The sequence below is a fragment of the Kitasatospora sp. NPDC001540 genome, assembly GCF_042894345.1.
GTDB lineage: Bacteria > Actinomycetota > Actinomycetes > Streptomycetales > Streptomycetaceae > Kitasatospora > Kitasatospora phosalacinea_C.
In genome coordinates this window covers 1-12,495 of record NZ_JBIAVO010000008.1, presented here as the reverse complement: position 1 = coordinate 12,495, position 12,495 = coordinate 1, and the positions used below count along the sequence as shown (strand labels likewise).

At 73.3% G+C, this 12,495-nt stretch carries 16 protein-coding genes and 3 tRNA genes; 14 read left to right on the top strand and 5 right to left on the bottom strand.

Annotation, left to right across the window (positions count from 1 at the left end):
• The first annotated feature begins 24 nt into the window (after nucleotides 1-24).
• From ACFY00_RS12435 to ACFY00_RS12425, 3 genes are all read left to right on the top strand, one after another.
• Entirely contained in the window at nucleotides 25-444 is a 420-nt protein-coding gene (locus ACFY00_RS12435; protein WP_388030273.1) for an SHOCT domain-containing protein, read from the top strand.
• A 154-nt stretch (nucleotides 445-598) separates the two neighbouring features.
• Nucleotides 599-1,000 (top strand): YccF domain-containing protein, encoded by a 402-nt coding sequence (locus ACFY00_RS12430; RefSeq protein ID WP_388030271.1) that lies wholly within the window; start codon nucleotides 599-601, stop codon nucleotides 998-1,000.
• Between the two features lie 85 nt (nucleotides 1,001-1,085).
• The gene (locus ACFY00_RS12425; protein ID WP_388030269.1) at nucleotides 1,086-1,871 is read left to right on the top strand and encodes a phosphotransferase; all 786 of its coding nucleotides are present in this window, start codon (nucleotides 1,086-1,088) and stop codon (nucleotides 1,869-1,871) included.
• 65 nt (nucleotides 1,872-1,936) lie between these two features.
• Here ACFY00_RS12425 and mug read toward each other — a convergent pair whose 3' ends face one another.
• Complete coding sequence (gene mug / locus ACFY00_RS12420; protein ID WP_388030267.1) at nucleotides 1,937-2,524, bottom strand: G/U mismatch-specific DNA glycosylase; 588 nt, start codon at nucleotides 2,522-2,524, stop codon at nucleotides 1,937-1,939.
• 190 nt (nucleotides 2,525-2,714) lie between these two features.
• Between mug and ACFY00_RS12415 the strand changes: the two genes are divergently transcribed.
• Nucleotides 2,715-3,170 carry a hypothetical protein gene (locus ACFY00_RS12415; RefSeq protein ID WP_388030264.1) on the top strand — a complete coding sequence of 152 codons (456 nt, stop codon included), beginning with the start codon at nucleotides 2,715-2,717 and terminating at the stop codon, nucleotides 3,168-3,170.
• A gap of 237 nt (nucleotides 3,171-3,407) precedes the next feature.
• On the opposite strand, the gene ACFY00_RS12410 is transcribed toward ACFY00_RS12415, so the two are convergent.
• Together ACFY00_RS12410 and ACFY00_RS12405 are read right to left on the bottom strand one after the other, a co-directional pair.
• Nucleotides 3,408-4,007: a hypothetical protein gene (locus ACFY00_RS12410; protein WP_388030262.1), complete on the bottom strand. Its 600-nt coding sequence runs from the start codon at nucleotides 4,005-4,007 to the stop codon at nucleotides 3,408-3,410.
• A 113-nt stretch (nucleotides 4,008-4,120) separates the two neighbouring features.
• Nucleotides 4,121-4,609, bottom strand: a complete 489-nt coding sequence (locus ACFY00_RS12405; RefSeq protein ID WP_388030259.1) for a YajQ family cyclic di-GMP-binding protein — start codon at nucleotides 4,607-4,609, stop codon at nucleotides 4,121-4,123.
• Between the two features lie 214 nt (nucleotides 4,610-4,823).
• Here ACFY00_RS12405 and ACFY00_RS12400 point away from each other — a divergent pair.
• Nucleotides 4,824-4,904 (top strand) — tRNA-Tyr (locus ACFY00_RS12400).
• 80 nt (nucleotides 4,905-4,984) lie between these two features.
• Here ACFY00_RS12400 and ACFY00_RS12395 read toward each other — a convergent pair.
• Nucleotides 4,985-5,386 (bottom strand): DUF4234 domain-containing protein, encoded by a 402-nt coding sequence (locus ACFY00_RS12395; protein ID WP_388030257.1) that lies wholly within the window; start codon nucleotides 5,384-5,386, stop codon nucleotides 4,985-4,987.
• A 245-nt stretch (nucleotides 5,387-5,631) separates the two neighbouring features.
• Complete coding sequence (locus ACFY00_RS12390; RefSeq protein WP_388030254.1) at nucleotides 5,632-6,882, bottom strand: hydrolase; 1,251 nt, start codon at nucleotides 6,880-6,882, stop codon at nucleotides 5,632-5,634.
• Nucleotides 6,883-7,197: 315 nt separating this feature from the next.
• Here ACFY00_RS12390 and ACFY00_RS12385 point away from each other — a divergent pair.
• The 9 genes from ACFY00_RS12385 (at nucleotide 7,198) to ACFY00_RS12345 (ending at nucleotide 12,376) form a co-directional block, all read left to right on the top strand.
• Nucleotides 7,198-7,270, top strand: a tRNA-Thr gene (locus ACFY00_RS12385).
• Nucleotides 7,271-7,312: 42 nt separating this feature from the next.
• Nucleotides 7,313-7,385: transfer RNA gene (locus tag ACFY00_RS12380), tRNA-Met, on the top strand.
• Nucleotides 7,386-7,468: 83 nt separating this feature from the next.
• Nucleotides 7,469-7,633 (top strand): 50S ribosomal protein L33, encoded by a 165-nt coding sequence (gene rpmG, locus ACFY00_RS12375; protein WP_006604855.1) that lies wholly within the window; start codon nucleotides 7,469-7,471, stop codon nucleotides 7,631-7,633.
• Between the two features lie 94 nt (nucleotides 7,634-7,727).
• On the top strand, nucleotides 7,728-8,189 hold the full coding sequence (locus ACFY00_RS12370; protein ID WP_285737040.1) for a MaoC family dehydratase N-terminal domain-containing protein: 462 nt from the start codon (nucleotides 7,728-7,730) through the stop codon (nucleotides 8,187-8,189).
• Nucleotides 8,186-8,614, top strand: a complete 429-nt coding sequence (locus ACFY00_RS12365) for a MaoC family dehydratase (protein WP_388030251.1) — start codon at nucleotides 8,186-8,188, stop codon at nucleotides 8,612-8,614. The genes ACFY00_RS12370 and ACFY00_RS12365 overlap by 4 nt, the downstream gene beginning before the upstream one ends.
• A gap of 117 nt (nucleotides 8,615-8,731) precedes the next feature.
• Nucleotides 8,732-9,301 carry a TetR/AcrR family transcriptional regulator gene (locus ACFY00_RS12360; protein ID WP_388030671.1) on the top strand — a complete coding sequence of 190 codons (570 nt, stop codon included), beginning with the start codon at nucleotides 8,732-8,734 and terminating at the stop codon, nucleotides 9,299-9,301.
• An 81-nt stretch (nucleotides 9,302-9,382) separates the two neighbouring features.
• Nucleotides 9,383-10,816, top strand: a complete 1,434-nt coding sequence (locus ACFY00_RS12355; RefSeq protein ID WP_388030249.1) for a DHA2 family efflux MFS transporter permease subunit — start codon at nucleotides 9,383-9,385, stop codon at nucleotides 10,814-10,816.
• 59 nt (nucleotides 10,817-10,875) lie between these two features.
• Complete coding sequence (locus ACFY00_RS12350) at nucleotides 10,876-11,262, top strand: antibiotic biosynthesis monooxygenase family protein (RefSeq protein WP_388030670.1); 387 nt, start codon at nucleotides 10,876-10,878, stop codon at nucleotides 11,260-11,262.
• Between the two features lie 76 nt (nucleotides 11,263-11,338).
• Nucleotides 11,339-12,376, top strand: coding sequence for a UDP-N-acetylmuramate dehydrogenase (locus ACFY00_RS12345; RefSeq protein ID WP_388030668.1), 1,038 nt, complete (start codon nucleotides 11,339-11,341; stop codon nucleotides 12,374-12,376).
• Nucleotides 12,377-12,495 lie beyond the last annotated feature (119 nt).

The window sequence follows — 12,495 nt, the reverse complement described above, 5'->3', positions numbered from 1 at the left end:
GACTGCGTGCGGGATCGGAGCGTCATGGACAACTATCCGCTGCTCAACATCTTCTGGACGATGCTGGAGCTGTTCCTCTGGATCCTCTGGTTCTTCCTGCTGTTCAAGATCATCACGGACATCTTCCGCAGCGACGACATGGGCGGCTGGGGCAAGGCCGGTTGGACGATCTTCGTGATCCTGCTGCCGTTCCTGGGCGTGCTGGTCTACCTGATCGCCCGCGGCGGCTCGATGCACCAGCGGGACGTCGACCAGGCCAGGAAGGCCGACGCGGCGTTCCAGGACTACGTCCGCAGGGCGGCGGGAACCGGTGGCTCCGGCGCGGCCCCCGGCGGCGGCTCCGGCGGGCACGTGGAGGACCTGGCGAAGCTGGCCGAGCTCAGGAACAGCGGCGCGCTGTCCGAGGAGGAGTACCAGCGGGCCAAGGACAAGCTGCTCGTCTGACGCCCGCCCGGCGCGACGACGACGGGAGGCCCGCCGGGAACGGCGGGCCTCCGGCCGTTCCCGACGGCCCCTTCCGCCCCGCCCCGTCACACCCCTGCCACAAGGACGCGCCGCCACCTGACCGTCCGGCCGCCGGTGTGCGAGCCTGGGAGGCATGAAGCTGGTCAACTTCCTGCTCAACGTCATCTGGCTGCTGTTCTGCGGCCTGTGGATGGCGATCGGCTACGCGGTCGCCGGGATCATCTGCTTCGTCCTGATCGTCACCATCCCGTTCGGCATCGCGTCCTTCCGCCTCGCGGGCTTCATGCTCTGGCCCTTCGGCCGCACCACCGTGGTGCGGGCCGACGCGGGCGCCCCGTCCTGCGTGGGCAACGTGATCTGGCTGGTGCTCGCGGGCTGGTGGCTGGCGATCGCCCACATCGTCACCAGCATCCCGCTGTTCCTGTCGATCATCGGCATCCCGTTCGGCTGGGCCAACCTCAAGATGGTCCCGATCTCGCTGACCCCGCTCGGCCGCGAGGTCGTCACCACCGACCAGGGCTTCGGCAGCCGCTGACGCCGGGCCGCTCGAAAACCGCTCGCGGAGCGGCCCGCTGCCGGGTACAACTGCCGGGTCGTGCACGGACGGTGAGGAGCGGCGCGTGGCGGACGGCGAGATCACGGCGGGCGAGATCATGGCGGGCGGGGTCAACCGGGTGGAGCGGCGCGGCGACCGGGTGCTGCGGCCCACCGGGCCGTGGTCGCCCGCCGTGCACGGGCTGCTGGCGCACGTGCGGGCGGCCGGGTTCACGGCGGGGCCGCGGTTCCACGGGCTGGCCGAGGACGGGCGGGAGGTGCTGGACTTCCTGCCCGGCGAGGTGTCCGACTACCCGCCCACCCCCGCGGCCGCCTCCCGCACCGCCCTGCTCGACGCGGCCCGCCTGCTGCGCGCCTACCACGACGCCACGGCGGGCTACACCGCGGAGGGCTGGATGCTGCCCGTCCGGGAGCCCGCCGAGGTGGTCTGCCACGGCGACTACGCCCCGCACAACTGCGTGCTGGACGGCGAACGCGTGGTCGGCGTCATCGACTTCGACACCGCCCACCCCGGCCCCCGGCTGTGGGACGTCGCCCACGCCGTCTACCGCTGGGCGCCCACCACCGCCCCCGGCAACGCCGACGGCTTCGGCACCCCTGACGAACAGGCCGCCCGCGTACGGGAGTTCTGCGACGCGTACGGCCTCGGCCGGGCCGACCGGGAAGGCCTGGTGGACGCGATCGAGGCCCGGCTGCACGCCCTGGTCGCGCACATGCGGGCCGAAGCCGCCGCCGGGAGCGCAGCGTTCGCCTCGCACCTGGCCGACGGGCACCACCTGATGTACCTGTCCGACGCTGCGTACGTGGTGCGCGAGCGCGCCCGGTTCGAGGCCCGGCTCCTGGCGGAGTGACGGGGCCGGCTCCCGGTGCCGGTGGTGGGGCCCGGTGGCGCTCGCGGTCCGACCGGGCGCCCGCGCTACTCGCCCTCGCGCTCCAGGTGCTCGCGCAGGGCCCGGAACTCGGCCGCGAGCCCGTCCAGCGTGTAGTGCGCGTTCAGCCCGCTCGGGTTCGGCAGCAGCCACACCTCGGCGTCGCCGATCGGCTCCGGCTGCGGCCCGACCGTCGCCCGCGGCCGGCCGAACGCCGCCCGGTACGCCCCGATCCCGAGCACCGCCAGCACCCGCGGCCGCAGCCGCCGCACCCGCGCGGCCAGCGCCAGCCCGCCCTCCCGGTACTCCTCGGCGGTCAGCTCGGCCGCCTTCGCGGTGGTCCGCGCCACCACGTTGGTGATGCCCAGCCCGAAGTCGAGCAGCTCCCGCTGCTCGGCCGGCCGCAACTGCCGCGGGGTGAATCCCGAGCGGTGCAGGGCGGGCCAGAACCGGTTGCCCGGGCGGGCGAAGTGCTGGCCGGTGGCGCCCGACCACAGGCCCGGGTTGATCCCGCAGAACAGCACCCGGAGGCCGGGCGCGGCCACGTCCTCGATGGTGCTGTCCTGGGCGGCGGCGAGCTGTTCGGGTGTGGGCCTGGCGCCGGTGGCCGGGCGCTGCGGCGGAGTACGGGTCACCCTGTCCACTCTGCCGTACCGGACGGGCGCGCGAACGGCGCCGGGCGCCTGCGAACCGTTTTCGAGTCACCGGTTCCGGAAGGTCGTTCCGGCAGCTCGGGGACGGTGCGGCCGATGTCCGGCATATCGGATGGATAGTCAGTTCGATTGTTTTCCTGACCTGATGACTTCCCGGGCGGAGAATGGGGCGGTGCCATACGAACTGAACGCGCTGATCGCCGCCGAGGAGCTGATCGCCGTGGTGACGGCCGAGGTCCCGCTCGCGCGCTCCGCGCTCCTGCCGCACGGCCTGGCGCTCGTCCCGATGACCGACGAGCTGCACGACGCGTTCCAACACCCGTCCAACGCGCCGGACTTCGGCTTCAAGCGGTTCCCCTCCGGATTCGCCCTCCGGATCGCGGGCTGGTCCAAGGCCGCCCCCATCGCCTACGCCGAGTCCGACGACGCGCACCCCGCCGGACGGCGCGCCGCCCTCTGGTACGACGGCCGGATCACCCTCGGCCCACTCGCCCCCGCCGACGGCGCCCCGCTCGACCGCGTCCTGCGCGCCCTCGGCGCCACCGACGCCACCGCCCCGGAGATCGCCGCCGCCGTCGACACGCACCGCCGCCGACCGACCGGGGCCGCCGGAGCGGCCGAGGGCTGACCCGGCGCCGGGCCGCGCACTCTCGGGCGGCTCAACGCGCGGGTGCAGGCGAAGCGTCCGAACCCCCGGAAGGAACGGCTTCACCCCTGCGGGCCCACCGGCCAGCCGCCGCGCCGACCGCTGCCCCCGCCGCCGCTGCCGACCCCGCCGACGCCTTCCGCGCCCGGTCCCGCCCTCGCGGCCCCGCCACACCCGCCGTGCCGCCGTGCCGTCGCGTCGATCGAGCCGGGGGGTTCGTCACGCCCCGGTGGCGCAGGCCGTGATCCGGTCCGCGAGCCGCTCGTAGCCGACGGGATCGCCGCACAGCCGACGTACCGCGGCCAGGCCCACGCTGGACTGGCCGGTCGCCTCCACGAGGGCGCGGGGGGCGACGTGGAAGCTCCACCGGCCGATGTCGAGCGGGTCGTAGTCGGCGTGGGTGACCGCGGTGTGGAGGGCGAAGACGTAGACGTCCGCGTTGTAGGACTGCGTCGCGGCACTGCCGTCCTCGGCGGTCCAGGTGCGTCCGCGCAGCCGGGAGAAGCGGATCTCCGACAGCCGGCGCTGGCCCCAGACCTGCAGGTAGGCGCTGGTCTTGACCTCGACCCTGAGCCCTTCCGGGGTCAGGACGTCGAAGCTCTCCCACTCCGGGTTGCGCGCCACGGCGCCGACCGCCCGGTGGACCAGGAACTCCGCGAGCAGCCCCCGGACGATGTTGCTCCGGAGGTCGGGCATCGCGTACCGCCAGAAGTCCAGCACCGTCCCGGCGTCGGCGCCCCGGAAGGGTTCACCGCCGTCGAGCGGGGCCAGCTCGGCCGGGGTGTACCGACTGTCGGGGGCGGCGGGTTCCGAGGACACGCCCTCCAGGGTGGCACGGCGCGGGGACGGGAAGGGCGGTGGTGCGGGGGAGGCGCCCAGGGGCTCGGCGCCGCGCCCGCACCACCGCCCTCCCCGGCGGGGCCGCCTGCGGATCAGCGGTAGTTGACGAACTGGATCGCGAAGTCCAGGTCCTTGCCCTTGAGCAGGGCCTGCACGGTCTGCAGGTCGTCGCGCGACTTCGAGCTGACCCGCAGCTCGTCGCCCTGGACCTGCGCCTTGACGCCCTTCGGACCCTCGTCCCGGATGATCTTCGCGACCTTCTTGGCATCCTCGGTGGTGATGCCTTCCTTGATGTCGGCGAAGATCTTGTACTCCTTGCCGGACAGCTGCGGCTCCGCCGCGTCCAGCGCCTTCAGCGACAGCCCGCGCTTCACGAACTTGGTCTGCAGCACGTCCAGGATCGCCCGGACCCGCTCCTCGCCGTTGGCCTTCATCTCGATCTTCTCGCCGGACCGCTTGATCTCGGCACCCACGTTCTTGAAGTCGAACCGGGTGGCGATCTCGCGGGAGGTCTGGTTGATCGCGTTGTCGACCTCCTGCCACTCGACCTTCGAGACGATGTCGAAACTGGAGTCGGCCATGGGTGTTGGTCTCCTTGCACTACAGGCTGCACGGTCGCGCCACCCGCCACCGGCGGGCGACGCCCCAGCCTATCCAGCGCTCCGGGCCCCCGCCCGCAACGGCCGCGCGCCGACCTTGATCGCGACGTGACGTAACCGGGTGGCGAACCACCCCCCACCATCGGGTATCGTTTACGACGTCGAACGGGGCAGCGCCCCGCGAGACACCATCCCTGGCTGGTTGCCCGAGCGGCCAAAGGGAGCAGACTGTAAATCTGTCGCGCAAGCTACGCAGGTTCGAACCCTGCACCAGCCACCGGATAGTGGAGAAGCCCCCGGACTGCGGAAACGCAGCCCGGGGGCTTCTTCGTCGTGCGGTGCGACTGTCTGCCCGTGTCACCCGGCAGTGACGGCCGGGAGCGGGACCTCGTCGCCGGGAGCGGCGCCCGGGTAGGCCTCGACGATCAGGTTGAGCTGCTTCTGCATGTACCAGCTGTTCAACCCGAAGAGGAAGTAGAGCAGCATGCTCGCCACCGGGCTGCAGGTCACCGGGACGCCGGCGGAGCGCTGGGCCTTCGCGATCGCCTCGCCGGTGTTGTAGTACGAGATCAGCGGGGCGACGATCGTCCAGCCGAGGAGCAGCAGGACCAGCGTGCTGCCCACGGGGCTGAGGCCGCGCAGGTCCGGGTCGTACTCCCGCAGTTCCTTGTGGACCTTGTAGTACCAGACCAGGTGGTAGATCCCGAAGGTGATCAGCGGGAGGCCCAGCCAGACGGCGACCGGGCCTCGGTGCTTCATGGCCAGGCCCTGTGCTCCCGCAGGGCTCTTGACCAGCGGTGGTGGAGCCGGTGGCACCGGGGTGGGCGGCGCGACGGCGGGGGCAGGGGCGGCGGGGGCGGGAGGAGGCGCGGGCCGGGGGCCCGGGGTCGTCGGCCCGCCGTTCTCGGCATCCATGGAGGACTCCCTCGAACGATCGGATCTCGTCCCACGCTATTCCCGGCCCGGTGCGGCCGCGAGCGGCCCCGTCCGCCGCCCGGGCGGGCTCAGCCCGGGTGGTTCTGGCGGGGGAGGGCCAGGGTGACGGTGTCGGCGAACTCGCGGACGGCGCTGGTGCGGGAGACGATGCGGCCGCAGTGGACGACCAGGCGGGAGTGGCCGCCGGAGAGGGCGCCGGGCAGGCTGTCGCCGCGGACGGCGAGGAGTTCGGCGGGGAATCCGGCGTCGACCCGGACGGGGGGCAGCCCGAGGGTGGTGCGGGCCTGGGCGGAGACCGCGTCGTAGGCGGCCTCGGGGGAGAGCGCGCCGCCCGCGGCGAGCAGGCGGGCGGTGTCCAGCGGGTCGGCCCGGCCGACCGGGTTGGAGGCGTCGCGCAGCGCCCCGGCACCGGCCGTGAGGGCGACCCGGGCCTGGGCGAACTCCCGTACCAGGGAAGGACTCAGACCGATCGGCCGGTCTTCGAGGCCGGTGCAGCCGCCGTTCTGCGGCAGGCAGACCACCCGGACGCCCGCGCCGGCCAGCACGCCCGCGCCGCCGGGCGGCAGGGCGCTGCACGGGCCGAGCGCGACCCGGGGCCGGTGCGGGGCGAGGGCGGTGACCAGGCGGGCGAGCTGGGTTCGGTCGGCGGCGTTGGTGTGCAGGTCGACCGGGCAGTCGGCCTCGGCCGCGGCCTCCAGCACGGCCTGGACGTAGCCGACCGGGTCCGGGTCCAGGTCGGGGCAGCCCCCGGCCGCGTCCGCGCCGAGCTTGAGCGCGTCCCGGAGCAGCGCCCGCCCGTCCGCCCCGGCCCGGCCGGTGAGCAGCCGGGGCATCGCGACCGCCTGCAGCTCGGCCAGCCCGCGCAGCGACTGGCGGGCGGTGAGGACGGCCTCCAGCCGGTCCAGCCCGTGCACGTCGCCGATCCGGACGTGGGTGCGCTGGGCGGTGGCCCCGTAGCCCAGCGAGGTCAGCGCGGCCTCGGTGGCCCGGCGGACCAGTTCTGCCGCGCCCTCCTCCCCGGGGGCGGGCGGCGCCGCGGCGAACGCGCTGTCGTAGTGACCGTGCGGTTCGGCGGGGGCGGGCAGCAGCAGGTAGCCGGACAGGTCGATCCGGGCGCCGGTGGTGACCGTCGGCTGCCCGGGCATCGCGGGCAGCGGACCGAGGCCGCCGACCGCGCCGACGGCCTGGATCCGGTCCCCGCTGATCCGGACGTCCACCACCCGGCCGTCCAGCAGCCGGGCTCCGGTGAGCAGCAGCACCGGCCCGTGTCCGAGCGGGTTGGCGGGCGGTGGCTGGGCGCCCTCGCTGCGTTCGCTCATCGGCCCGCTCCTCCAGTCCCGTCGACCGCCCGGCGACCGCCCCGGGGCCGGGCGCGGGGCGGCCGGCCTGCGGCGCGCCCGCGGGAGGTCGTCCGGGGGGTCGCGTGGGAGATCACTGACGGTCGAGCCTAGGTGGCGGGGGCCCGGGACGGTCGGAGGCGGGGTGCCAGGACGTGTCGGGCGCGTTCCGGTTGCGGCGGGGGTCGAACGGGTGTCGGGTGACGGGCCGTCAGTGCGGGCCCGCCGACCTGCGGAGATCCACGGCGGATACGGATTTCACCTCTGGCCCGGAACCGTGTAATCTCTTCCTCGTTCGCCCCTATAGCTCAGTCGGTAGAGCGTCTCCATGGTAAGGAGAAGGTCTGCGGTTCGATTCCGCATGGGGGCTCTGGTGAAAGGCCCCTCGCCTCGGCGGGATTCCGATCATCAAAGCGGTGTAGCTCAGTTGGTAGAGCAAGCGGCTCATAATCGCTGTGTCACCGGTTCAAGTCCGGTCACCGCTACCCCGCGTAGTCGATCGGGGGGATGACTCCCGATCGGCTACTCTTGTCTGTGTTCTTATTCATTGTCCAAGGAAGGCACTCCCGTGGCTGCCACCGATGTCCGCCCGAAGATCACGCTGGCCTGCGTGGAGTGCAAGGAGCGGAACTACATCACCAAGAAGAACCGGCGTAACGACCCGGACCGTCTTGAGATGAAGAAGCACTGCCCGCGTTGCAACTCTCACACGGCGCACCGCGAAACCCGCTGACTTTGCCTCGTACTCCAGGCCGCACCCCGTTCGGGGCGCGGCCTGGAGTCGTTTCTGCATGACGGACCGGACGCACCACCAGAGGAGTTGCCCCATGCCACTCGACCCCTCGTTCATCGGGCGGACCTACCCGCCCACTGAGCCGTACGAGGTGGGCCGGGAGAAGATCCGCGAGTTCGCCGCCGCGATCGGTGACGCGAACCCGGCGTACACGGACGCGGAGGCCGCCAAGGCGCTGGGCCACCCGGACGTCATCGCCCCGCCGACCTTCCCGTTCATGCTGAGCTTCCGGGCCGCCGCGCAGGTGGTCAACGACCCCGAGCTGGGGCTCGACTACAGCCGGGTCGTGCACGGCGACCAGAAGTTCGCCTACACCCGCCCGGTGCGGGCGGGCGACCGGCTCTCCGTCACGGTCTCGATCGACGCGATCAAGTCGTTGGCGGGCAACGACGTGCTGACCGTCCGCGGCGAGGTCGAGGACGCCAGCGGCGAGCACGTGGTGACGTCGATCATGACGCTGGTGGCGCGCGCCGCCGACGAAGCCGGGGAGGAGTGACCGTGGCGGTCCGCTTTGACGAGGTCCAGGTCGGCACCGAGCTGCCGGCGCGGTCCTTCCCGGTGACCCGGGCGACGCTGGTGCAGTACGCCGGTGCGTCGGGGGACTTCAACCCGATCCACTGGAACGAGAAGTTCGCCCTGGAGGTCGGCCTCCCGGACGTGATCGCGCACGGCATGTTCACCATGGCCGAGGCCGCCCGGGTGGTGACCGACTGGGTCGGCGACCCGGCCGCGGTGGTCGAGTACGGCGTCCGCTTCACCAAGCCGGTGGTGGTGCCCAACGACGGCGTCGGCGCGACGATCGAGGTCACCGCGAAGGTGGCCGCGCTGCTGGAGGACAACCGGGTCCGGGTGGACCTGGTCGCGACCAGCGAGGGGCAGAAGGTCCTGGGCATGGCCCGGGCCGTCGTCCGGCTGGGCTGAGTCCGGTCGGCGGGCCGGCCCCGTCCGAGTTGGTGGGGCCCCGGGAGCGGGGCCCGCACCAGGGGGCTTGCGAAGTTATTGGCCAATCACTAATCTTTGGGTGTGGCCAGGAACAGCATGCGGATGTCCGCCGAGGAGCGGCGCGAGAGCGTCGTCCGGGCGGCCATGGTGGAGTTCGCCCGGGGCGGTTACCGGGGCACCTCCACCGAGGCGATCGCCCGCCGGGTGGGCGTCTCGCAGCCGTACCTGTTCCGGCTGTTCCCCAACAAGCAGGCGATCTTCGAGGCCGCGGCCGAGCACTGCATGGAGGAGACCTGGAAGGTCTTCGACCGGGCCTCGGAGGGGCTGTCGGGGGACGCGGCCTGCGACGCGATGGGCGAGGCGTACCTGAACCTGGTCGAGGACCGGGAGCAGGTGATGATGCAGATGCAGATCTACGTCTCGGTGTTCGCGGCGGAGTCGGCCGGGGACGGCGACATCGGCGAGACGGCGCGGGCGGGCTGGTCGCGGCTGTTCGAGCGGATCGAGGAGCGGATCGGGGACCGGACCCTGGCGACCGAGTTCATGGCGCACGGGATGCTGATCAACACCCTGGTGGCCCTGGGGTACCCGTTCGAGCACGGCCTCTGGTCGGCGTTCGTGAAGCTCAGCGAGAAGCAGAGGCAGGCGCGGGCCGGGGAAGGCTGAGGCGCTCCGCCGACGGTGGCGGGCGCCCTTTTTTCGGCCCATGAAAGTTATTGATCAATCACAACCTATGGGGGAAGCGAGATGAACAGGCAAGCCGTCTGGACCCTGGTGGTCGTCAGCGTGGCCAGCTTCATGGCCGGGCTCGACAACCTGGTGGTCACCACCGCACTGCCCGCGATCCGCGCCGACCTGGGCGGCGCGCTCGCCGACCTGGAGTGGACGGTCAGCGCGTACACCCTGACCTTCGCGGTCCTGCTGATGTTCGGCGCCGCCCTCGGCGACCGCTTCGGCCGCCGCCGGATGTTCCTCGGCGGGCTCGCGGTCTTCACCCTCGGCTCGGCCTCCGCCGCGCTGGCCCCGAGCATGGGCACGCTGATCGCCGCCCGCGCCGTCCAGGGCGTCGGCGCGGCCGTGATGATGCCGCTCACCCTCACCCTGCTGACCGTCGCGGTGCCCGCCGCCAAGCGGGGCACGGCGTTCGGCATCTGGTCCGGCGTCAGCGGGTTGGCCGTCGCCACCGGGCCGCTGATCGGCGGCAGCCTCACCGAGCACTTCTCCTGGCAGTGGATCTTCTGGGTGAACGTCCCGGTCGGGCTGCTCCTGCTGCCGCTGGCCCGCGCCGTGCTCGGCGAGAGCCGCGGCGAGAACCCCCGCCTCGACCTCCCCGGCACCCTGCTGGTCAGCGGCGGCCTCTTCGGCCTCGTCCTCGGCCTGGTCCGCGGCAACCCCGACGGCTGGACCGCCCCGCTGGTGCTGGTCTCGCTGATCGGCGGCGCCCTGCTGCTGGCCGCCTTCGTCGGGTACGAGGTCCGCTTCGCGAAGCGGCCGATGCTGCCGATGCGGCTGTTCCGCAGCCGGGCGTTCAGCGCCGTCAACGCGGCCAGCCTGCTGATGTTCCTCGGCATGTTCGGCTCGATCTTCCTGATCAGCCAGTACTTCCAGGGCGTCAACGGCTACACCGCCGAACAGGCCGGCGTCCGGATGCTCCCGTGGACCGCCATGCCGCTGCTGGTCGCCCCGGTCGCCGGGCTCCTCACCGACCGGATCGGCGGCCGCCCGATCGTCGTCACCGGGCTCGTCCTGCAGGCCCTCGGCCTGCTCGGGCTGGCGCTGCTGGCCGACCACTCCGCCGGGTACGGGCAGCAGGTCCCGGTCCTGATGGTCTGCGGCATCGGGATGTCCCTCTACTTCGCCCCCACCGCCAACCTGGTGATGGCCAGCGTCCGCCCCGCCGAACAGGGCATCGCCTCCGGGGCGAACAACGCCATGCGGGAGGTCGGCGGCGCCCTCGGCGTGGCCGTGCTCTCCGCGGTCTTCTCCGCCCGGGGCGGCTACGGCAGCACCGGGGCCTTCACCGACGGGCTCGTCCCCGCGATGGTCGTCGGCGCCCTCGCGGTCGGGGCCGGGGCGGTCGCCGCGGCGCTCGTCCCGCGGCGGTACGGCATGCGGACGGCCGAGGCGGCCGGCCCGGGATCCGCCCCCGCCCCCGCGCCCGTCCCGGCCGGCCGGGCCTGAGCGGCCACGACCACCCGCCGACGGACGAAACGAACGAGGAGGAACCGCCCGTGCTCGCGATGACGCTCCCGTGGGCCCCCGGCCCCGCCGCCCAGCAGCCCCCCGCCCGGCCCGTCGTGATGGCCGCCGAACTCAAGGTCCGCGGCCTGCGGCACGTCCCCGGCTTCCTGCGGCAGTCCCTGCGGGTCCGCGGCCGGGCCCGCCGCGCCCCCGGCGCCCTCGGCGTCACCCTGCGGGCCGCACCGCTGGAGCGCACCTTCTGGGTGCTCTCCAGCTGGAGCGACCGCGAGGCGCTCGACGCCTTCGTCCGCTCCGGGACCCACCGGCGGGCGATGACCGCCCTCCGCCCCGCGATGGAGCACTCCGCGTTCGCCACCTGGGAGGCGGAGGGCGCGGCCGAGCCGGGGTGGGACGAGGCGCGACGGCGCCTGGCGGCGAGCCGGTAGGGAGCGCAAGGGCCCCTGAGCGCGCGCCGCCGGCGCATCCGCCGTCCGTCCCGGGCTGCTTTAGGCTGGGGCGGTGATCGAGGAGATGGACGCGCCGCTGGCCCCGTTGACGACGCTGCGGTTGGGCGGCCCGGCCCGGCGGCTGGTGACGGCGCAGACGGACGCCGAGGTGGTGGCCGCGGTGCGGGCGGCGGACGCGGCGGGGGAGCCGCTGCTGGTGCTGGGCGGCGGGTCGAACCTGGTGATCGCGGACGCCGGCTTCCCCGGGACGGTGCTGCGGATCGCCACCGAGGGCTACGCGCTGGACGGCACGCTGCTGGAGCTCGCGGCCGGCGAGGTCTGGTCGGACGCGGTGGCCCGCACCGTCGCCGCCGGGCTGGCCGGGATCGAGTTCCTGGCCGGGATCCCCGGCTCGGCCGGCGCGACGCCGGTGCAGAACGTGGGCGCGTACGGGCAGGAGGTCGCCGAGACCGTCACCGAGGTGGTCGCGTACGACCGCCTGCTCGGCGAGACCGTCACGCTGGCCAACGAGGACTGCGCCTTCTCCTACCGGCACAGCCGCTTCAAGGCCGACCCGGACCGGTACGTGGTGCTGCGGGTGCGGTTCCGGCTCGCGGACGAGGGCGGGCTGTCCTCGCCGGTGAAGTACGCCGAGGTGGCCCGCTCGATGGGCGTCGAGGCGGGGCAGCGGGTGAAGCTGGGGGACGCCCACGCCGAGGTGCTGCGGCTGCGCGCGGGCAAGGGCATGGTGCTGGACGCGGCCGACCACGACACCTGGTCGGCGGGCTCGTTCTTCACCAACCCGGTCCTGACCGACGAGCAGTTCGCCGCCTTCACCGCCCGGCTGGGCGACCTGCGGGCGCCCGCCTACCCGGCGGGGGAGGGCCGCACCAAGACCTCCGCGGCCTGGCTGATCGACCACGCGGGCTTCCGCAAGGGCCACGGCAGCGGCCCGGCCACGCTCTCCACCAAGCACACCCTCGCCCTGACCAACCGCGGCTCGGCCACCACCGAGGACCTGCTCGCGCTGGCCCGCGAGGTGCGCGACGGGGTGCGCGCGGCGTTCGGGGTGGAGCTGGTGAACGAGCCGGTGATGGTGGGCGTCAGCCTCTAGAAGTCTGATGAAGATCTTCTTGCTGGGGGGGCTGTCCCGGTTGGGACAGCCCTCCTGCGCTATGCGGTTGTGGGAGTGATGGTCCAGGTGTCGCCCGCGCGGGTAAGCCCGAGGCTGAT

Coding starts and splice junctions, on each gene's coding strand:
- ACFY00_RS12435 (WP_388030273.1), top strand. CDS start 25: ATGGACAACTATCCGCTGCTCAACATCTTCTGGACGATGCTGGAGCTG.
- ACFY00_RS12430 (WP_388030271.1), top strand. CDS start 599: ATGAAGCTGGTCAACTTCCTGCTCAACGTCATCTGGCTGCTGTTCTGC.
- ACFY00_RS12405 (WP_388030259.1), bottom strand. CDS start 4,609: ATGGCCGACTCCAGTTTCGACATCGTCTCGAAGGTCGAGTGGCAGGAG.
- ACFY00_RS12395 (WP_388030257.1), bottom strand. CDS start 5,386: ATGAAGCACCGAGGCCCGGTCGCCGTCTGGCTGGGCCTCCCGCTGATC.
- ACFY00_RS12390 (WP_388030254.1), bottom strand. CDS start 6,882: ATGAGCGAACGCAGCGAGGGCGCCCAGCCACCGCCCGCCAACCCGCTC.
- ACFY00_RS12370 (WP_285737040.1), top strand. CDS start 7,728: ATGCCACTCGACCCCTCGTTCATCGGGCGGACCTACCCGCCCACTGAG.
- ACFY00_RS12360 (WP_388030671.1), top strand. CDS start 8,732: ATGCGGATGTCCGCCGAGGAGCGGCGCGAGAGCGTCGTCCGGGCGGCC.
- ACFY00_RS12355 (WP_388030249.1), top strand. CDS start 9,383: ATGAACAGGCAAGCCGTCTGGACCCTGGTGGTCGTCAGCGTGGCCAGC.
- ACFY00_RS12350 (WP_388030670.1), top strand. CDS start 10,876: ATGACGCTCCCGTGGGCCCCCGGCCCCGCCGCCCAGCAGCCCCCCGCC.